The following is a 19,703-nucleotide window of genomic DNA, read 5'->3' on the forward strand; positions in this document are numbered from 1 at the left end:
CTGCAAGGGCCTGCGGGGGCTCAAGTCGGGGAAAGATTGAATGCTGACCCATCGTCGCGACCTGCTGAAGGGCGCCCTTGGCGCCGCGAGCCTCGCCGCGATCGCCGGACCGGCGTTCGCCACGGCGCCGGCGCGCAGCCTGTCGCTGCTCAACCTGCACACCGGCGAGAAGCTGAACGCCACCTTCTGGGAGGCCGGCCAGTATCTGCCGGACGCGCTGCAGGCGATGAACCACCTGCTGCGCGACTTCCGCACCGGCGACGTCCATCCGATCGCGCCGGGTCTGCTCGACCTGGTGAGCGCGCTCAGCCACAAGTTCGAGGCCGCCGGATCGGTGCAGGTGATCTCCGGATACCGTTCGCCCAAGACCAACGCGGCCCTGCACGCCCGCTCCGACGGGGTGGCCACCCACAGCCTGCACATGCAGGGCCAGGCGATGGACATCCGCATGCCCGGCGTGCAGTTGGCCGACCTGCGCAAGGGCGCCCTGGACATGAAGCGCGGCGGCGTCGGCTACTATCCCAGCTCCAACTTCGTCCACGTCGACATCGGCCGCGTCCGCCAGTGGTAGGCCGCTGCCCGCAGCCGCCTTTCCCTGCGTCTTCCCGCATTTAGCGCCGGCTGCGGCTGGATCGGCCGGCGGATTTCGCCGATGGTCGCGGCAAACGCGACCGGAGGAGACCGCCCCATGTTCATCCGCAGCCTGATCGCCGCCGCCGCGGCCGGCCTTTGCCTGGCCGGCGCGGCCGCCGCCGAGCCGACGCCGGTGGTGGTGCGCGCCATCGCCAAGGACGCCAAGTTCATCGGCGACAGCATGGGCGGGGTGGCGATCACCCTGTCCGACGCCAAGACCGGCAAGGTCCTGGCCGAGGGGGTCACGAGCGGCGGGACGGGCGACACCGAGCGGCTGATCGTCAAGCCCCGCGTGCGTCGCGAGCCGATCTCCACGCCCGACGCCGCCGGCTTCGCCGCGACCCTGGACATCGACAAGCCGACCCTGGTGCAGGCGCGCGCGAGCGGCCCGCTGGGCAAGCCCGACGCGAAGATCACCGTCACCTCGCAGATGTGGCTGCTGCCCGGCCGGGCCGTCGAGGGCGACGGCTGGATCCTGGAGATGCCGGGCCTGGTGATCGAGCCGCAATGGACCTCGGCCGGCTCGGCCGCGACGCTGACGGCCAAGGTCACCCTGATGTGCGGCTGCCCGATCACGCCCGGCGGCCACTGGGATGCGGCGCGCTACGATGTGGAGGCCACGCTTAGCCGGGACGGGACGTCCCTGCCGGCCGCCAAGCTCGACTACGCCGGCTCGCCCTCGACCTTCGACGCGGCCTTCCACGACCTGACGCCGGGCCGCTACCTGCTGACGCTCACCGCCCATGACGCCGGCAGCGGCAACTCCGGCGTCGTCCAGCGCGAGGTGGTGGTCGAATAGGCCCGCCGCCCCGGCCCGCGGGGCTTCAGCTCAGGGTGGGGGCGATGAAGCGGCCGGCGACCAGGGCCGCCTCGGTGCGGTTGCGCGCGCCGGTCAGCTTCAGGATCGCGTGGATGTGCAGCTTGACGGTGCCCGGCGAGATGCCGAGCGCCTCGGCGATCTCCTTGTTCGACTTGCCCGAGGCGAGCTTCTTCAACACGTCGAGCTGGCGCGGCGACAGGCGCGGCGAGCGATGCGACCGCACCAGCGGCGCGACCTCGGGCGGGAAATAGGCCTCGCCCGCGGCCACGGTGCGGATCGCCGAGCTCAGCGTCTCCGGGGCGAGGTTCTTCGAGACATAGCCCAGCGCGCCGGCGTCCTTGGCCAGCCGCGCGAACGTCGGATTGAGGCGGTCGTCGATCGCGAGCGTGTGGACGGGGCCGGCGCGTTCGAGGAGGCGCTGGATGCCGCTGAAGTCGTAGTTGACGGTGAACAGGTCCACCAGGGCCAGGGTCGGCGGGGCGGCCGCGAGCGCGATCATCGCCTCGGAGATGGAGCCTGCGAAGCTGGCCTTGCCGAGCTGCGTCGACTGACGCGCCAGCTCCGCCAGCGCCACGCGACAGATCGGCTTCTCCTCAAGGACGAGGATGGAAACAACCTGCGCCGGCGGCGAATCGCCATCGGTCGCACTTCCAGATTGATCGCCGCTCATCGCAGGCAAACACGAGGCATGTAGGCGCCGCCGTCCCTAATGACCACAAAAATACAAGGGATAATGCGTCGTTAGGGGTACGCGGAAAATCAACCACTTAGCAATATATATCTTTGGTTGTATCTGGAAAAAAGACAATGAAATCAACGAATATCGCGTGACGCGCGAGTCACTTTTTGCGGTCGCGGGAAAAATTGAGGCATATATCTCTCATTATACCAGAGAAGTTTCAAGTTGACGCCAACTCTGACTGAGCGATCGTCGAAATATCAGGGTTATACTCATGTTAACCTGAACTATTCCTACGCTGTACCAACCGGGGGGTTAGGTCATGTCGGATGGTGATGCGCTTGGCGATCGCTTGAGCTTCATGCGTATCGACGCGGAGGCGCGCAACGACCTCCGACGAATAAAATCCATCCTGATGGAGGGGCTGCCCGACGCGCTGGACACGTTCTACGGGCAAGTGCGCAGCCGGCCGGAGACGCGGCGCTTCTTCTCCGACGCCGAGCACATCGCCAACGCCAAGCGCCGCCAGCTCGGCCACTGGGAGGCGATCTCCAGCGGCCAGTTCGACGAAACCTACGTTCGCGCCGTGACCGCGGTGGGCCAGACCCACGCTCGCATCGGCCTGGAGCCGCGGTGGTACATCGGCGGCTACGCCCTGGTGATCGAGTCCCTCATCGCGGCGGTGGTGAAGGCCCGCTGGCCGAAGTCCGGCTTCGGCGGAAAGGGCGGTTCGGCCAAGGAGGCGGCGGCCGAGCTGGGCGCCCTGGCCAAGGCCACGCTGCTCGACGTGGACTACGCGATCTCGGTCTATCTCGAGACGGCGGAGGCCGCGCGCAAGCAGGCCGAAGCCGAGGTGCTGCACGCCGAACGCAGCGCCGTGGTGGCCTCGATGGGCCGCGGGATGGCCGCCCTCGCGGCCGGCGACCTGACCTATCGCATGATCGACGACATGCCGAGCGAGTACGCCGCCCTGCGCGACGACTTCAACGGGGCCCTGGCGCGGCTGGAAGACGCGATCGGGGCGGTGTCCTCGACCGTCGAGATCGTCAGCGCCAGTTGCTCGGAGCTGACCCAGGCGTCCGCCGACCTGTCGCGGCGCACCGAGCAGCAGGCCGCCGGCCTGGAGGAGACCGCCGCCGCCCTCGACGAGATCACCGCCACGGTGAAGACCACCGCCGAGGGCGCCCGGCACGCCGGCGCCGTGGTGGCCGAGGCCAAGAGCGTCGCCGAACAGTCCGGCGCGGTGGTGGCCGAGGCCGAACGGGCGATGGGCGAGATCGCCGCCTCCTCGCGCCAGATCGGCCAGATCATCAGCGTGATCGACGAGATCGCCTTCCAGACCAACCTCCTGGCGCTGAACGCCGGGGTCGAGGCGGCCCGCGCGGGCGAGGCCGGCCGCGGCTTCGCGGTGGTCGCCTCCGAAGTGCGGGCGCTCGCCCAGCGCTCGGCCGAGGCCGCCAAGGAGATCAAGGCCCTGATCTCGGCCTCGACCGACCAGGTGGAGGCCGGCGTGGAGCTGGTCGGCAAGACCGGCGGCGCGCTGCAGTCGATCGTCGCCAAGGTCGGCGAGATCGACGGGGTGATCGCCGACATCTCGGCCTCGGCCCAGGAGCAGGCGACCGGGCTTCAGCAGGTCAACACCGCCGTCAACCAGATGGACCAGGTGACCCAGCAGAACGCGGCCATGGTCGAGCAGTCGACCGCCGCCAGCGCCTCGCTGAAGGAGGAGATCCATAGCCTGATGACGCGGGTCGGCGGCTTCCGCGCCGGCCGCGCGGCCTCGCCGCCGCTTCGCCAGGGCCTGTCCGACCGCCACGCCCAGGGCGAGCGGCGGGCCGCGTCGAACTGAGGGCGGCGATGGCGCGGGACATCGATAGACGCGACGTGGTCGAGGCGGACGGGCGGACGAACGCCGAACTCGCCGAGACGATCGAGCACCTGAAACGGGCCCAGCGGCTGTCCAACACGGGCAGTTGGGACTGGAACGTCGGGACCGACGAAATCATCTGGTCGGACCAGATCTTCCAGATCTTCGGCCTGGACGCGGCGAGCTTCCAGCCGTCCTACCCGGCCTTCATTGAGCGGGTGCATCCCGCCGACCGCGCGAGGGTCGAAGCCGCCGTGCGGCGCGCCCTCGACGGCGAACAGGCCTTCGAACTGGATCACCGCATCGTGCGCCCCGACGGATCGGTCCGCGTGGTGCACGAGGAGGGCGAGGTGGTGCGCTCGCCCGACGGCGCGGTCCTGCGGATGGTGGGCGCGGTGCAGGACGTCACCCAGCTGCGCAGCGCCGAGGCGGCCTCCCGGCGCAGCCAGGAAATGCTGGAGAGCATGCTGCGCATTTCGCCCGAGGCGATCGTGGTGACCGATCCCACCGGGCGCATCCTGCTGTTCAGCGCCGGCGCCGAGGCGACGTTCGGTTATCTCGCCGAGGAGGTGGTCGGGCTGCGGGTCGAGGCCCTGATGCCGGAGCGCCTGCGCTTCAACCACAGCCGCCACGTGGAAGGCTTCGCCGAGGGCGTGCGTCCCAGCCTGCGCATGCATGAGCGCGCCGAGATCATGGGGCTGCGCAAGTCCGGCGACGAATTCCCGGCCGAGGCTTCGCTGGCCAGGCTGGAGACCGGCGACGGCTTTGTCTTCACCGCCATCATCCGCGACCTGTCCGACAGCAAGGCCGCCGAACGGCGCCTGATCGAGGCCCGCGAGGAGGCCGAGCGGGCGAGCCTGGCCAAATCGTCGTTCCTGGCCAACATGAGCCACGAGATCCGCACGCCGCTGAACGGGGTGCTCGGCGTGGCTGGCGCGCTCGCCCGCACCGGGCTCAACGCCAAGCAGGCCGAGATGGTCAATCTGATCGAGGCGTCGGGCCGGGCGCTGGAGGGGCTGCTCAGCGACATCCTCGACCTGGCCAAGGTCGACGCCGGCCGCATGGCCATCCGCGCCGAGCCGTTCGACCTGTGCGCGGTGGTGCGCGACACGGTGGCCCTGTTCCAGGCGAGCGCGGCGGAGAAGGGGGTGGGCCTGTCGCTCGTGGCCGAGCCGGCGACCCACTGCTACTTCCTCGGCGACGACCTGCGCATCCGCCAGGTGCTCTCGAACCTGCTCAGCAACGCGGTGAAGTTCACGGCGCGCGGCCAGGTGCGCATGCGCGTGACCGACCGCGGCGAAAGCGCGGGCGTGCGGCGCATCCGCTTCGCCGTGGAGGACACGGGCATCGGCTTCGCCCCGGAGACGGCGGGCTGCCTGTTCGAGCGCTTCGAGCAGGCGGACGGGTCGATCACGCGCCGGTTCGGCGGAACCGGCCTGGGCCTGGCGATCTGCAAGTCGCTGGTGGAGCTGATGGGCGGCACGATCGCCGCCTCGTCCCAGCCGGGCGTGGGTTCGGTGTTCACCGTGGAGTTGCCGCTGCCGATGCTCGACAGCGTCAGCCACACGGGCGGGACGTGCGCCTTCGTCCAGACCGAGGTCTCGCCGAACCGGCTGCAGGTGCTGCTGGCCGAGGACCATGTGATCAACCGGCGCGCCGTGGAGCTGATCCTCGAGCCCTTGCCGATCGACCTGACCTGCGTGGAGAACGGGCGGGAGGCGGTCGCCGCCGCCTCCAAGCGGGCGTTCGACCTGATCCTGATGGACATGCAGATGCCGGTGATGGACGGGCTGAGCGCCATCGAACTGATCCGCGCCCGGGAGGCCGAGATCGGCGCGCGCAGGGCGCCCATCTGCGTGCTGACCGCCAACGCCATGCCCGAACACCGCGCCGCCGCCGAACGGGCCGGGGCCGACGCCTTTCTCACCAAGCCGATCCACGCCGAGGCGCTGATCGAAATGGTCGCGGAGCTGGCCGACGCGCCCTATCGCGCCGCCGAGGGCGTGGTCTAGGGGCCGGTCCAGGCGCCCAAAAGAGAAGGAGCGTCCCCGCTTTCGCGGCGACGCTCCCACAAACTCGCCAGTCGTTGGGGGGGCTACTTGGCGGGTTCGATCTTGATGGTCTTGGCCTTGGCCGCCGCGCTGCGCGGCGCGGTCAGGGTGAGCACCCCGTCCGCCATCACGGCCTTGATCTTCGCGGCGTCGACGCCGCCGGGCAGGGTGATCGTGCGGGAGAACGCGCCGAAGGTGCGTTCGGCCAGCCGGTAGCCGCCCTCCTTGGTCTCCTTCTGCGTCTTCTTCTCGCCGGCCACGGTGAGCAGGTTGTCCTCGACGCTCACGGTGACGTCGGATTCCTTCAGGCCCGGCAGCTCGACGGTGACCTCAAGCCCCTCGTCGGTGTCGCGCACGTCCATGCGGGGAACCGGCTCCAGCTCCGCCAGCGTGCTCCAGCCAGCGCCCAGCTGATCGAACAGCCGGTCGAATTCGCGGTGGATCGGGCCGAAGACATTGGCGGCCGAACGCTGCAGGGTGGGAAGGAATTGATTGACCGGAGGTTGGGCTGTCATCGAGGTGCTCCATCAATGCGAATGAAACAACTGATGACAGTTAACGCTCGCCGGGGACGCGCTTCCTTGATGAATCTCAACTGACGCGGGATATGCGATCTGGCTGGCGGTCCCGGCGCGCCTTGATGCGCGTCATGGGCATGACGCGCCGCCGCCGCTAGCGATGAAGCGAAGCCGCCGACAGCCCAAGGGAATCCAAGGCCGCCATGGCGACCACCGATCAGCCGTCCAGTCCGTACCGGGGTTTGAGCCAGGCCGAGGCCGCCGCGCGCCTGGCCGAGGCCGGCCCCAACGAACTGCACAAGCCGCGCACGCGCAGCCTGGCGGCCATCATGGCGGGCGCCCTGCGCGAGCCTATGTTCGCGCTGCTGCTGGCGGCCTCGGCGCTCTACCTGATGCTGGGCGACCTGGGGGAGGGGCTGTTCCTCACCGCCGGCGCCTGCGTCTCCATTGGTCTGGTGGTGTTTCAGGAGGCGCGCAGCGAAAAGGCGCTGGCGGCCCTGCGCAGCCTGGCCGAACCCTACGCCCGCGTGGTGCGCGACGGCGCCGAACAGCGCATTCCCGCCCGTGACCTGGCGCCGGGCGACCTGATCCTGATCGGCGAGGGCGATCGCGCGCCGGCCGACGCGGTGCTCGTGCACGGCGACGTGCTCAGCATGGACGAGTCCGTGCTCACCGGCGAATCCGCGCCGGTGGACAAGACCCCGGCGCCCTCGGCGCAGGCGGCGGACCCGGAGGCGTCGACGCTGTTCGCCGGCGCCCTGGTGGTGCGCGGCCAGGGCGCCGCCGAGGTGGTCGCCACCGGCCCGCGCACGGCGCTGGGGCGGATCGGCGCCTCGCTGGCCGCGATTTCCGAGGAGCCGACGCCCCTGCAGAAGGCGTCCGCGCGGCTGGTCGGCTTCATGGGCGTGGCGGCCGTCGCGATTTCGGTGCTGCTGGTGGTGATCTACGGGGTGATGCGCCACGACTGGGTGGCCGGCGTCCTGGCCGGGGTGACCCTGGCGATCTCGCTGATCCCCGAAGAATTCCCCATGGTGCTGGCGGTGTTCCTGGCGCTCGGCGGCTGGCGGCTGGCGCGCCACAAGGTGCTGGTGCGCCGTTCGGCGGCGATCGAGGCGCTCGGCGGCGCCACGGTGCTCTGCGTCGACAAGACCGGCACCCTCACCGAGAACCGCATGCGCGTGGCCCGGTTGTGGGCCGATGGCGCGGAACGCGCGCTGCGCGAGGACGGGGCGGCCGCCGGCGCGCTGGTCCGGGCCGCGGTCCTGGCCTCGGCCGTGCGTTCGGTCGATCCGATGGATCGGGCGGTGTTCGAGCTCAGCGCCGAGGCCGGCGTCGCGGGCCCCTCCGACGGCGAGGCGCCCACGCGCACCTGGCCGCTGCGGCCCGAGCGGCTGGCGGTGGTGCAGGCCTGGCGGAGCGGCGGCGGCGAGATCGCCGCGGCCAAGGGCGCGCCCGAGACGATCTTCAGCCTGTGCCGCCTGCCGCAGGACGAGGTCGCCCGGCTGCGCGAGGTGCTGGAGGCCATGGCGGCCGAGGGCCTGCGCGTGCTGGCCGTGGCCGATTGCTTCCGCCAGGGCGTGTTCCCCGACGAGCCGGAGGCGGCCGTGTTCGCCTTCCGCGGGTTCGTCGGCTTCCAGGATCCCGTGCGTCAGGACGTGCCGGCCGCGCTGGACGAGGCGCGCGGCGCCGGCATCTCCGTGGCCATGATCACCGGCGACTATCCGGCCACGGCTCGCGAGATCGCCCGCCAGGCCGGCATCGACGGCGATGCGGGCGTGCTCACCGGCGACGAGGTCGCCGCCATGTCGCCCCAGGCCCTGAGCGAGGCGGTGGAGCGCACGCGCATCTTCGCCCGCATCCGTCCCGAGCAGAAGCTCAAGCTGGTCGAGGCGTTCAAGGCCGCCGGCGAGGTGGTGGTGATGACCGGCGACGGGGTGAACGACGCGCCCGCCCTGCAGGCGGCCCACATCGGCATCGCCATGGGCCAGCGCGGCACCGACGTCGCCCGCGAGGCCGCCGACCTGGTGCTGCTGGACGACAGCTTCGCCTCGATCGTCGGCGGGGTGCGGTTGGGACGGCGGATCTTCTCCAACCTGCGGCGGGCGCTGACCTACATCACCGCCATCCACGTGCCGATCGCGGGCTTGGCGCTGACGCCGATCCTGATGGGCCTGCCGCCGATGCTCGCGCCGATGCACGTGGTGCTGCTGGAGCTGGTGATCGACCCGGTCTGCTCGCTGGTGTTCGAGACTGAGCCCAGCGAATCCGACGCGATGAAGCGCCGGCCGCGCAGCGCGCGCGAATCCCTGTTCGGCCGCCCGCAGGTGGCGATGGCCGCCATCCAGGGGCTGGCGATCTTCGCCGCGATCCTGGGGCTCTACGTGTGGGCGCTGGGCGTAGCGCCCCTGCTGGAGGCGCGCGCCGTCGCCTTCGCCGCCCTGGTCATGTCGATCCTGGTCCTGGCCTTCGCCGACGCGGCCAGCCTCAGCGTGAGCATCTTCGACCGCCGCCACGTCATCTTCTGGGGGATCGCCGCGGCCGCCGCGTCGATCGTCTCGCTGGCGCTGTTCGTGCCCGCCTTCGAGGACGTGTTCGAGATCTCCACGCCCAGCACGCCGCTGCTGGGCCTGAGCGTGGCCGTGGCGCTGGCGGCGGGCGGCTGGGTGCGGATCTACCGGCGCCTGCGCGAGCGGGCGGCGGCGCGATGAGTCACGCAGGGCGGGGGCGAGAGTGATCTGGATCGTGCTGGAGTTCGCGTTGCTGGCCGCGATCATCGCGGTCGCCGGCTTCTGGCTGTCGCGCTTCGGCGACATCATCGCCGAGCGGACCGGCCTGAGCGGTAGCTGGGTCGGTCTCGTCATGCTGGCCACGGTCACCTCGCTGCCGGAGCTGGTCACCGGCGTGACCGCGAGCGCGGTCCTGCGCGCGCCGGACCTGGCGATCGGCGACGCCCTGGGGTCGTGCGTCTTCAACCTGCTGCTGTTCGTGGCGGTGGACTTCTTCTATCGGCCCGACCGGATGTACGCCCGCGCCTCCCAGGGCCATGTGCTGTCGGCCGGATACGGCTCGATCCTGCTGGCGGTGGTGGGGCTGAACATCCTGGCCGGGCCCAGGCTCGCCGCCCTGACCCACGCGCCGGTGGGCGCGGCCACCATCGTCATCGTGCTGGTCTACCTGCTGGCCGTGCGCACCATCTTCAGCTACGAGCGCCGCCAGCTCATGGAGCCGGCCGAGGTGGCGGTCGAGCGCTACCCGCAGGCCACGGTGCGCCGCGCGATCCTGGGCTACGCGATCGCCGGCGCTTGCGTGTTCTCGGCGGGGATGATGCTGCCGGACGCCGCCCTGCGCCTGGCCGACGCGATGGGCTGGAGCCGCACCTTCGTGGGCACCATGTTCCTGGCCATGGCCACGTCGCTGCCGGAACTGGTGGTCACGCTCGCCGCCGTGCGCAGCGGGGCGCTGGACATGGGCGTCGCCAGCCTCCTCGGCAGCAATCTCTTCAACATGATGGTGCTGGCCTTGGACGACCTCGTCTATGCGCCCGGTCCCATCATGGCCGACGCCTCGCCGACGCACGCCGCCACGGCGTTGTCGGCGGTGGCCATGAACGCGGTGATCATCGTCGGCCTGATCTATCGGCCCGCCGGGCGGCCGTTCGGCGCGGTGAGCTGGGCCAGCATCGGCCTGATCGGCATCTACATCGCCACGGCCTGGATGGCCTTCGCCGGCGTCGGTTCGGCGGCGGGCTGAAGCGCGCTAGCGGCCCGGGTGCTCGGGCTCGGGGCAGAGCAGCACGTCGCACCGGCTGGCCATCAGAAGCGCCGTCGCCGTGCCGCCGTGATGCGGCCCGCCGCCGCGCCGGCGCGAGGCCACGGCGACCAGGTCCGGGTTCTGCGCCTCGACGTATTCGGCCGTCAGGTGCTCGGGCGCGCCGTACTCCAGCAGCACCTCCGGGTTCACGGGCCGGCCCAGGCGCGCCGCGACCCGCTCGAGGAAGCCGTCGCGGGCGCGGGCGGCCTCCTGGCGCATCTCGTCGTGGTGCGCCGTCTCGCTGATGAAGCCGGCGAACGGCACGCGATAGGCGTGCAGCAGGGTGAGCGCGGCGTCCGGGAACAGCTCGACCACGTGCTGGGTGGCCTGCTCGGAGACCAGCGAGAAGTCCGTGGGCGCGAGGATGCGGCGATAGGGGCCGGCGACCCGGCGCTTGACCACCAGCACCGGCGCGGGGGCGGCGTGGGCCAGCATCTCGACCGTGCGGCCGGGGTTGGAGCGGCCCAGCAGCTCGTTGCGCGCCGCGCCGGTGATGATGAGCTGGCTGCCCAGCTTGGCGGCGGTCTCCAGCGCCACCTCGTGCGGCGCGCCGGCGTCGACCGACACGTGCCAGTTGATGTTGCGGCCGGCGAACACCGGCTCCAGTTCGGCCCGCGCCGCGCCGAGGTCCGCCGCGAGCGGCCCGCTCCAGGACGGTTCGCGGAAGTCGCGCTCCACGGCCGCGACGACGTGAAGCTGCGCGCCCCACAGCTCGGCGAGCTGGGCGGCGCGGTCGGTCGCCCGGTCGCAGCGGCAGCTGAGGTCGGTGGCCAGGAGGATGGAGGAGGGCGTCGTCGCAGCGCTGGTCATGCCCAGGTGTTTAGCCCGGTCCGGCCGTTGGTTTCAAAGGCCAGGCGCCGATTGGCGCGCGCAAGGCGCCTCGTTCGCGGCTTCCAAGACCGTCCGAGGCCGGGCTATGGATGCGGCCGACAGTTCTTTCGTCGTGCTTTCATCCAACTCAAATCGATAGAGCCCAGCCCATGAAAACCCGCATCACCGAACTCTTCGGCATCAAGCACCCGATCATCCAGGGCGGCATGCACATGGTAGGCTACGCCGAGATGGCGGCGGCGGTGTCGAACGCGGGGGGGCTGGGGATCATCACCGGCCTGACCCAGGGCACGCCGGAGAACCTGACCAAGGAGATCGCCCGCTGCCGGGAGATGACCGACAAGCCGTTCGGCGTGAACCTGACCTTTCTGCCGGCGGTGACGCCGCCGGACTATCCGGGCTTCGTCGAGGCGATCATCAAGAGCGGGGTCAAGGCGGTGGAGACCGCCGGCAACAACCCGCAGAAGTGGATGCCGGCGCTGAAGGAGGCCGGCATCAAGGTGATCCACAAGTGCACCTCGGTGCGCCACTCGCTGAAGGCCGAGGCGATCGGCTGCGACGCGGTCAGCGTCGACGGCTTCGAGTGCGGCGGCCACCCGGGCGAGGACGACGTCGGCAACTGGGTGCTGCTGCCCAGGGCCGCCGAGGAACTGAAGATCCCGTTCGTGGCCTCCGGCGGCTGCGCCACCGGCAGCCAACTGGTGGCGGCCCTGTCCATGGGCGCGGACGGCGTCAACATGGGCACCCGCTTCATCGCCACCAAGGAAGCGCCGGTGCATGAGAACGTGAAGCAGGCGATCGTCGCGGCCACCGAACTGGACACGCGCCTGATCATGCGCCCGCTGCGCAACACCGAGCGCGTGCTGGTCAACGCCGGGGTCGAGCGGCTGCTCGAGAAGGAGCGGACGCTGGGCGACAAGATCACCTTCGCCGACATCGCGCCCGAGGTGGCTGGGGTCTATCCGGCGATCATGAAGGAGGGGAAGATGGACGCCGGCGGCTGGTCCTGCGGCATGGTCGCGGGCCTGATCCACGACATCCCCACCGTGCAGGAGCTGATCGACCGCATCATGTCCGAGGCCAAGGCGATCATCCGCGGCCGCCTGGAGACGATGCTCGACGACTAGCGCTCCGACGGGCCCCGCCGCGGCTTGACCGCGCGCAAGGCCCGGGCGCAACCTTCCCATGACGGCGCCGGCGCGCTTGCGGGCGCGCCGGAGATTTCGCCGCGGGGCGCGGTTCCATACGCTGGCGCGCGCCCCATATGTGCTGAAAGCATGGGAGGTCGCTTGTCTCAGACGGAGTATGTCGCGCCGTCGACCGTCGAGGACGCGGTCAAGGCGCTGGAAACCGCGGGCGCGCGGGCCATGGGCGGCGGGACGGACCTCCTGGTCCAGTTCCGGTCGGGCCGGGCCAAGCCCTCGGTCATCGTGGACCTGAAACGGATCGCCGAGACGATCGGCGTGCGCCAGGAGGGCGGCGGCTTCGTGATCGGGGCGGCCACCAGCGGCGCGGCCCTCGGCGAGCACGCGGCCCTGGCCAAGGCCTGGCCCGGCGTGATCGAGGCGGCCAACCTGATCGGCTCCACCCAGGTGCAGGGCCGGGCGAGCCTGGCGGGCAATCTCTGCAACGCCTCGCCTGCCGCCGACAGCGTGCCGGCGATGATCGCCGCGCGGGCGGTCTGCGTGATCGCCGGCCCCGACGGGCGGCGCGAGGCGCCGGTGGAGACCATCCCCGTCGCTCCCGGCAAGACCTCGCTGAAGCCCGGCGAGTTCATCGTCGAATTCAAGCTGCCGCCGCGGCCGGCCCGCGCGTCCGACGCCTATCTGCGGCTGATCCCGCGCACGGAGATGGACATCGCCGTGGTGGGCGCGGGCGTGAGCCTGACGCTGGACGCGGCCGGCGTGATCACCGAGGCCGACGTCGCCCTCGGCGCGGTGGCGCCGACGGCGCTGCTGGTTCCCGAGGCGGGGGCGGCGCTGGTCGGCTCCAAGCTGGACGAGGCGGCGCTGGCCAGGCTGGACGCGGCGGCCCAGGCGGCCTGCAAGCCGATCAGCGACAAGCGCGGAACAACCGAATACCGGACGAAGATCGCCGGCGTGCTGGCCAGGCGCGCCGCGCAGATCGCCTACCAAAGGGCGGGTGGACAAGCGTGACCAAGATCCATGTTTCGACGAGCGTGAACGGCGACCCGGTGGAGTTCCTGGCCGAGCCCGGCCAGACCCTGCTGGACATCCTGCGCGACGAGCTCCACCTGACCGGCTCCAAGGAGGGCTGCGGCTCCGGCGACTGCGGCGCGTGCAGCGTCACGGTGGACGAGCGGCTGGTCTGCTCGTGCCTGGTGCTGGCGCCGGAGGTCGAGGGCCGGCGGGTGACCACCATCGAGGGCATGGCCCAGGGCGGGCGGCTGCATCCGCTGCAGCAGAAGTTCCTGGAGCACGCGGCCCTGCAGTGCGGCTTCTGCACGCCGGGCCTCCTGGTGGCGTCCAAGGCGTTGCTCGACGCCAATCCGGATCCCACCGAGACCGAGGTCCGTTATTGGCTGGCCGGCAACCTGTGCCGGTGCACCGGATACGACAAGGTGGTCCGCGCCGTGATGGATGCGGCCGCCGAACTGCGCCAAGCGAGGGTGTGATGACCGACGTCCTGGACAGAGCCGAGCAGAAGACTGAGCTGAAGGTCGTCGGCGGCCGGCCGATCCGGCCCGACGGGGCCGACAAGGTCACCGGCCGGGCGGCGTTCGGCGCCGACCTGAACGTGGCCGGCCAGCTGGTGGGCAAGGTGCTGCGCAGCCCGCACGCCCACGCCCGCATCGTCTCCATCGACGCGCGCAAGGCCCGCGCCCTGCCGGGGGTGAAGGCGGTGGTCACCGGCGACGACTTCCCCAACCTCGCCAGCGAGATGCACGAGGGCGGCGAGTCGGCCTCCAACCTTCGCGACCTGGCGATGAACGTGATCGCCCGCGACAAGGCGCTCTACGACGGCCACGCCGTGGCCGCGGTGGCGGCGATCTCCAACGCGGTGGCCGACCAGGCGCTGGAGCTGATCGAGGTGGTCTACGAGGAGCTGCCCCACGTGCTCGACGTGGAGGACGCCATGGCGCCCGGCGCGCCGGTGCTGCACCAGCATCTGTTCACCCAGGGCGTGGATCCCAAGCCCGCCGCGCCGTCGAACGTGGCGATGCGCCACCGCCTGGGCCGGGGCGATCCGGACGCGGCCTTCGCCGAAGCCGACGTGGTGGTGGAAGGCCGCTATGTCACCAAGGCCGTGCACCAGGGCTACATCGAGCCGCACGCCTGCGTCGCCTCCTGGGCCGAGGACGGCCAGTGCGAGGTCTGGGCCTCCAGCCAGGGCGCGTTCATGGTGCGCACCTACTGCGCCAAGGTGCTGGGCCTGGAGATCTCCAACATCCGCGTCACCCCCGCCGAGATCGGCGGCGGCTTCGGCGGCAAGACCACCGTCTACCTGGAGCCCCTGGCGCTGGCGCTCTCGCGCCAGTCCGGCCATCCGGTGAAGATGGTGATGACCCGCGACGAGGTGTTCCGCGCCACCGGACCGACCTCGGCCTCGGTGATGCACGTCAAGCTGGGCGCCAAGGCCGACGGGACCATCACCGCCGCCGAGGTGGAGCTGAAGTACCAGGCCGGCGCCTTCCCGGGCTCGCCGGTGGGGGCCGGCTGCATGACCGCGCTGGCCTGCTATGACATCGACAACTTCACCATCACCGGCTGGGACGTGGTGACCAATACGCCGAAGGTCGCCGCCTACCGCGCGCCGGGCGCGCCGATCGCCGCCTTCGCCGTGGAGAGCGCCCTGGACGACCTGGCGCTGAAGCTGGGCGCCGATCCCATCGAGCTTCGCCTGAAGAACGCGGTGCGCGACGGGGCCAAGGCGTCCTACGGGCCGACCTACCGCAACATCGGCTTCGTCGAGACGCTGGAGGCGATCCGCGACAGCGAGCACTACAAGGCCCCGCTCGGCCCCAACCAGGGCAGGGGCGTCGCCGCCGGCTTCTGGTTCAACGTGGGCGGCGAGAGCACCGCGGCGGTCCACGTCAGCGAAGACGGCAGCGTCGCGGTGGTCACCGGCAATCCCGACATCGGCGGATCGCGCGCCTCCATGGCGATGATGGCCGCCGAGACCCTGGGCGTGGCCGTCGAGCACGTGCGCCCGCGGGTGGCCGACACCGCCTCCATCGGCTTTTCCATGGTCACCGGCGGCAGCCGCACCACCTTCGCCACCGGCATGGCCGTGGTGCAGGCCGCCGAGAAGGTGATCGACGACCTGAAGCGCCGCGCCGCGGTGATCTGGGACACCACGCCGGAGATGGTGGAGTGGACCGAGGGCCGGGCCGTATGCCTGGATCCGGCCAAGGGCGAGGCCAAGCCGCTGACCCTGGCGGCGCTGGCCGCGCAGTCGGCCAAGACCGGCGGGCCGATCTCGGCCGAGGTGGCGCTGAACGCCCAGGGCGCGGGCCCCGGCTTCGGCGTGCACGTCTGCGACCTGGAGGTCGATCCGGAGACCGGCCACGTCACCGTGGTGCGCTACACCGCCGCCCAGGACGTGGGCCGGGCGATCCACCCGTCCTATGTGGAGGGCCAACTCCAGGGCGGCGTCGCCCAGGGCGTCGGCTGGGCGCTGAACGAGGAGTACATCTTCGACCGCGAGGGCAGGATGGAGAACGCCGGCTTCCTGGACTACCGCGTGCCGGTGGCCTCGGACCTGCCGATGATCGACACCATCCTGGTGGAGGTGCCCAACCCGCGCCATCCCTTCGGGGCCAAGGGCGTGGGCGAGGTGCCGATCGTGCCGCCGCTGCCGGCGGCGGCCAACGCCGTGCGCCGCGCCATCGGCGTGCGCATGGCCGAGCTGCCGATGTCGCCGCCCAAGCTGCGCGCGGCGATGGACGGCAAGGCCGGGTAGGGCGATGGCGCGGGTCGTGCTTCCGGCCGACTGCGCCGACATGACCGGCGGCCAGACCGAGTTCGTGGTCGAAGCCGACACCGTGCGCCGCCTGGTCGCGGCGCTGGACGCGCGCTTTCCCGGCCTCGGCGACGTCTTGGACCGGCGCATGGCCTTCGCCATCGACGGCGAAATCCACCAGGACGCCTGGCTTTCGCCGATCGGCCCGGACAGCGAGGTCTATCTGATCCCCAAGATCGGCGGCGGCTGAGCCTCAGTAGGAGCGCGGCAAGCCCAGCACGTGCTCGGCCACATAGGCCAGGATCAGGTTCGTGGAGATCGGCGCGACCTGGTAGAGCCGCGTCTCGCGGAACTTGCGCTCCACGTCGTACTCCTCGGCGAAGCCGAAGCCGCCGTGGGTCTGGATGCACATGTCGGCCGCGTGCCAGGAGGCCTCGGAGGCCAGCATCTTCGCCATGTTGGCCTCCTCGCCGGCCGGCTTGCCGGCTTCGTAGCGGGCCGCCGCCTCGCGGGTCATCAGCTTGGCCGCGCGCACCTCGGCGTAGGCGCGCGCGATCGGGAACTGCACGCCCTGGTTCTGGCCGATCGGCCGGCCGAACACCACGCGCTGCTTGGCGTAGTCGGCGGCCTTGGCCACGAACCAGCGGCCGTCGCCGATGCATTCCGAGGCGATCAGGATGCGCTCGGCGTTCATGCCGTCCAGGATGTACTTGAAGCCCTTGCCCTCCTCGCCGATCAGGCACGACGCCGGGATTTCCAGGTTGTCGAAGAAGAGCTCGGTGGTGGCGTGGTTGAACATGGTGCGGATCGGCTTGATCGTCAGGCCCTTGCCGACCGCCTCGCGCATGTCGAGCAGGAACACCGAGATGCCGTCGGCCTTCCTGGCCACCTGGTCCTTCGGCGTGGTGCGGGCGAGCAGCACCATCAGGTCGGAGTGTTCCGCCCGGCTGATCCACACCTTCTGGCCGTTGATCACGTACTTGTCGCCCTGGCGCACGGCCTGGGTGGTGATCGACGTGGTGTCGGTGCCGGCGGTGGGTTCGGTCACGCCGAAGGCCTGCAGCCGGATCTCGCCCGAGGCGATCTTCGGCAGCCATTGGGACTTCTGCGCCTCGCTGCCGTGCCGCAGCACCGTGCCCATGGTGTACATCTGGGCGTGGACGGCCGCGGCGTTGCAGCCGCTGGCGTGGATCTCCTCCAGGATCGCCGAGGCGGCGGTCAGGCCGAGGCCGCTGCCGCCGTATTCCTCGGGGATCAGGACGCCCAGGAGACCCGCCTCGGTGAGCGCCTGGACGAAGGCGGTCGGATAGGTCCGCTCCCGGTCGCGCTCGCGCCAGTATTCGCCCGGAAAGCCGGCGCACAGCTTGCGCACGGTCTGAAGGATCGGCTCCAGGTCGTCTCGGTCGTGGTCGGTCATCGGCGTCCCAATCGCAGCGTTCGCGCGGTGGTTTCCCACGAAGCGCGGACGATGACGAGGCGCCGCTACGTCAGTGGCCGCCGCCGCGCCGGCCGGGCGCTGAAGCCGGTTGCGCGCCGCCACGGCGATCCGCTAGCGCTTGGGGCGCACTGATGATCGGGAGCTGCGAGCTTGAGCGTTCTTCATCCGCTGGACCGGCCCGTCTGGAACGCCTTCACCGCGCGCCAGGCCGCGCTGGCCCGCAGCGACGGGCGGGCGCTGCGCCTGGAGCCCGACTACGGGATCTTCGTCGCCGCGGCCGATCCCTCGCCGGAGAGCCTCGCGGCGCTCGCGGCCCTGGTCCTCGAAGGCGACGAGGCGGCCATGGTCGAGGCCGAGCCCTGGCCCGACATCCCCGGCCTCGCCGCCGAGCGGCGCACCCTGGTGCAGATGGTCGCCGAAGCGGTGACGCCGGCCGATCCGCCGGCCTTCGAGATCGTTCCGCTCGGCGAGGCCGAGGCGGCCGAGATGCTGGCCCTGGCGACCTTGACCAAGCCGGGCCCGTTCCGCGCCCGCACCCACGAGCTCGGCGACTTCGTGGGCGTCAAGCAGGACGGCCGGCTCATCGCCATGGCCGGGGAGCGGATGAAGCCGGCGGGCTTCACCGAGGTGAGCGGGGTCTGCACCCTGCCGGAGCACCGCGGACGGGGCTATGCGGGCGCGCTGATGCGGGTCGTGGCCGCGCGCATCCTTCAGCGCGGCGAGACGCCGTTCCTGCACTCCTACGCCCACAACGCCGGCGCCATCGGCCTCTACCGCTCGCTGGGCTTCGAGGTGCGCCGGCAGATGATCATGACGGTGCTGACGCGCCCCGGGGCAGGCGCCTGATCAGTACGATTTGGGCAGGCCCAGCACCCTCTCGGCGATGAAGCACAGGATGAGCTGCGGGCTGACCGGGGCGATGCGCGGGATCATGATCTCGCGCAGGTATCGCTCGACGTGGAACTCACGGGCGTAGCCGAAGCCGCCGTGGGTCATCACCGCCTGCTGGCAGGCGTTGTAGCCGGCCTCGGCCGCCAGGAACTTGGCCGAGTTGGCGGCCGCGCCGCAGTCCAGGCCCTGGTCGTAGCGCCAGGCCGCGTTCATCGTCATCAGCCAGGCCGCCTCCAGCTCCATCCAGTTGCGGGCCAGGGGATGCTGGATCGCCTGGTTCTGGCCGATCGGCCGGCCGAACACCACGCGCTCCTTGGCGTAGGCGCTGGCCGCCTCCAGCGCCAGGCGGCCGAGCCCGGTCGCCTCGGCGGCGATCAGGATCCGCTCCGGGTTCATGCCATGCAGGATGTACTCGAAGCCGCGGCCCTCCTCGCCGATGCGGTCCTCCACCGGCACGTGCAGGTCGGTGATGAACAGCTCGTTGGAATCGACGGCCGCACGGCCCATCTTCTCGATCTCGTGCACGGCCACCTTGGTGCGGTCCAGGTCGGTGTAGAACAGGCTGAGGCCCTCGGTCGGCTTGCGCACCTCCTCCAGCGGCGTGGTGCGGGCGAGCAGCAGGATCTTGCGGGCCACCTGGGCGGTGGAGATCCACACCTTGTGGCCGTTGACGACGTAGTGGTCGCCGTCGCGCACGGCCAGGGTGCGCAGGTGGGTGGTGTTGAGCCCGGTGTTGGGCTCGGTGACGCCGAAGCAGGCCTTCTCCTCGCCCTTCAGGATCGGCGGAAGCATGCGGCGCTTCTGCTCGTCCGTGCCGAACACCACCACCGGGTTCAGGCCGAAGACGTTCATGTGGATGGCCGAGGCCGCGGTCATGCCGCCGCCGCTCTCGGAGACCGCGCGCATCATGATCGCCGCCTCGCTGATGCCCAGGCCCGCGCCGCCCAGCGCCTCGGGCATGCACACGCCCAGCCAGCCGTCGGCGGCCATGGCGCGGTAGAAGGCCTCGGGGAAGTAGCCGTTGCGGTCGACCTCCAGCCAGTAGGCCTTGTCGAACTGGGCGCAGACCTTCTGCACCGCGGCGCGGATCGCCTCCTGCTCGTCGCTGAGCGCGAAATCCATGGTTCATCTCCCCGGGGCGGCGGCGCGTCAGGCGGCCGCGCGTTCGATTGCTTGGCGTCAGCCTGATCTATATCGCCCAGGCGGCTTTGGGGATGGTCAAGCGCCGGCGCTCGCGCTCAG

General features: G+C 70.9%; 17 protein-coding genes. 12 read left to right on the forward strand and 5 right to left on the reverse strand.

Translation table 11 applies throughout. The annotated features are described in order from the left end of the window. Positions 1 to 40 precede the first annotated feature (40 nt). Together ACE3TA_RS01030 and ACE3TA_RS01035 are read left to right on the forward strand one after the other, a co-directional pair. Positions 41 to 571, forward strand: coding sequence for a DUF882 domain-containing protein (locus ACE3TA_RS01030; RefSeq protein WP_374569832.1), 531 nt, complete (start codon positions 41 to 43; stop codon positions 569 to 571). A gap of 117 nt (positions 572 to 688) precedes the next feature. Next, the gene (locus tag ACE3TA_RS01035) at positions 689 to 1,432 is read left to right on the forward strand and encodes a hypothetical protein (protein WP_374569833.1); all 744 of its coding nucleotides are present in this window, start codon (positions 689 to 691) and stop codon (positions 1,430 to 1,432) included. Between the two features lie 25 nt (positions 1,433 to 1,457). Here the strand turns inward: ACE3TA_RS01035 and ACE3TA_RS01040 are convergent, their stop codons facing one another. Beyond that, on the reverse strand, positions 1,458 to 2,027 hold the full coding sequence (locus tag ACE3TA_RS01040; protein ID WP_374569834.1) for a LuxR C-terminal-related transcriptional regulator: 570 nt from the start codon (positions 2,025 to 2,027) through the stop codon (positions 1,458 to 1,460). A 466-nt stretch (positions 2,028 to 2,493) separates the two neighbouring features. On the opposite strand from ACE3TA_RS01040, the gene ACE3TA_RS01045 reads away from it, so the two are divergent. Continuing rightward, complete coding sequence (locus tag ACE3TA_RS01045) at positions 2,494 to 3,981, forward strand: methyl-accepting chemotaxis protein (RefSeq protein ID WP_374569835.1); 1,488 nt, start codon at positions 2,494 to 2,496, stop codon at positions 3,979 to 3,981. An 8-nt stretch (positions 3,982 to 3,989) separates the two neighbouring features. Then, entirely contained in the window at positions 3,990 to 6,011 is a 2,022-nt protein-coding gene (locus ACE3TA_RS01050) for an ATP-binding protein (protein ID WP_374569836.1), read from the forward strand. An 83-nt stretch (positions 6,012 to 6,094) separates the two neighbouring features. On the opposite strand, the gene ACE3TA_RS01055 is transcribed toward ACE3TA_RS01050, so the two are convergent. Further along, positions 6,095 to 6,565 carry an Hsp20/alpha crystallin family protein gene (locus ACE3TA_RS01055; RefSeq protein WP_374569837.1) on the reverse strand — a complete coding sequence of 157 codons (471 nt, stop codon included), beginning with the start codon at positions 6,563 to 6,565 and terminating at the stop codon, positions 6,095 to 6,097. 206 nt (positions 6,566 to 6,771) lie between these two features. Here ACE3TA_RS01055 and ACE3TA_RS01060 point away from each other — a divergent pair, with 206 nt between their 5' ends. Then, positions 6,772 to 9,276 carry a cation-translocating P-type ATPase gene (locus ACE3TA_RS01060; RefSeq protein WP_374569838.1) on the forward strand — a complete coding sequence of 835 codons (2,505 nt, stop codon included), beginning with the start codon at positions 6,772 to 6,774 and terminating at the stop codon, positions 9,274 to 9,276. Between the two features lie 22 nt (positions 9,277 to 9,298). Further along, positions 9,299 to 10,318: a sodium:calcium antiporter gene (locus ACE3TA_RS01065; protein ID WP_374569839.1), complete on the forward strand. Its 1,020-nt coding sequence runs from the start codon at positions 9,299 to 9,301 to the stop codon at positions 10,316 to 10,318. Between the two features lie 6 nt (positions 10,319 to 10,324). On the opposite strand, the gene ACE3TA_RS01070 is transcribed toward ACE3TA_RS01065, so the two are convergent. Further along, entirely contained in the window at positions 10,325 to 11,188 is an 864-nt protein-coding gene (locus ACE3TA_RS01070; protein ID WP_374569840.1) for a universal stress protein, read from the reverse strand. Between the two features lie 170 nt (positions 11,189 to 11,358). On the opposite strand from ACE3TA_RS01070, the gene ACE3TA_RS01075 reads away from it, so the two are divergent. From ACE3TA_RS01075 to ACE3TA_RS01095, 5 genes are all read left to right on the forward strand, one after another. Further along, positions 11,359 to 12,336, forward strand: a complete 978-nt coding sequence (locus tag ACE3TA_RS01075) for an NAD(P)H-dependent flavin oxidoreductase (protein ID WP_374569841.1) — start codon at positions 11,359 to 11,361, stop codon at positions 12,334 to 12,336. 162 nt (positions 12,337 to 12,498) lie between these two features. Continuing rightward, a complete protein-coding gene (locus tag ACE3TA_RS01080; protein WP_374569842.1) occupies positions 12,499 to 13,365 on the forward strand; it encodes a xanthine dehydrogenase family protein subunit M in 867 nt (288 codons plus the stop codon). Continuing rightward, a complete protein-coding gene (locus tag ACE3TA_RS01085; RefSeq protein WP_374569843.1) occupies positions 13,362 to 13,844 on the forward strand; it encodes a (2Fe-2S)-binding protein in 483 nt (160 codons plus the stop codon). The genes ACE3TA_RS01080 and ACE3TA_RS01085 overlap by 4 nt, the downstream gene beginning before the upstream one ends. Beyond that, entirely contained in the window at positions 13,844 to 16,132 is a 2,289-nt protein-coding gene (locus tag ACE3TA_RS01090) for a xanthine dehydrogenase family protein molybdopterin-binding subunit (RefSeq protein ID WP_374569844.1), read from the forward strand. The genes ACE3TA_RS01085 and ACE3TA_RS01090 overlap by 1 nt, the downstream gene beginning before the upstream one ends. 16 nt (positions 16,133 to 16,148) lie before the next feature. Then, on the forward strand, positions 16,149 to 16,382 hold the full coding sequence (locus tag ACE3TA_RS01095) for a MoaD/ThiS family protein (protein ID WP_374569845.1): 234 nt from the start codon (positions 16,149 to 16,151) through the stop codon (positions 16,380 to 16,382). A gap of 3 nt (positions 16,383 to 16,385) precedes the next feature. Here ACE3TA_RS01095 and ACE3TA_RS01100 read toward each other — a convergent pair whose 3' ends face one another. Next, the gene (locus ACE3TA_RS01100) at positions 16,386 to 17,549 is read right to left on the reverse strand and encodes an acyl-CoA dehydrogenase family protein (RefSeq protein WP_374569847.1); all 1,164 of its coding nucleotides are present in this window, start codon (positions 17,547 to 17,549) and stop codon (positions 16,386 to 16,388) included. Positions 17,550 to 17,720: 171 nt separating this feature from the next. Between ACE3TA_RS01100 and ACE3TA_RS01105 the strand changes: the two genes are divergently transcribed. Continuing rightward, the gene (locus tag ACE3TA_RS01105; RefSeq protein WP_374569848.1) at positions 17,721 to 18,416 is read left to right on the forward strand and encodes a GNAT family N-acetyltransferase; all 696 of its coding nucleotides are present in this window, start codon (positions 17,721 to 17,723) and stop codon (positions 18,414 to 18,416) included. On the opposite strand, the gene ACE3TA_RS01110 is transcribed toward ACE3TA_RS01105, so the two are convergent. Further along, positions 18,417 to 19,583: an acyl-CoA dehydrogenase family protein gene (locus ACE3TA_RS01110; RefSeq protein ID WP_374569849.1), complete on the reverse strand. Its 1,167-nt coding sequence runs from the start codon at positions 19,581 to 19,583 to the stop codon at positions 18,417 to 18,419. It abuts the gene before it with no gap. Positions 19,584 to 19,703 lie beyond the last annotated feature (120 nt).

Source organism: Phenylobacterium sp. (assembly GCF_041916435.1).
Classification (GTDB): Bacteria; Pseudomonadota; Alphaproteobacteria; order Caulobacterales; family Caulobacteraceae; genus Phenylobacterium.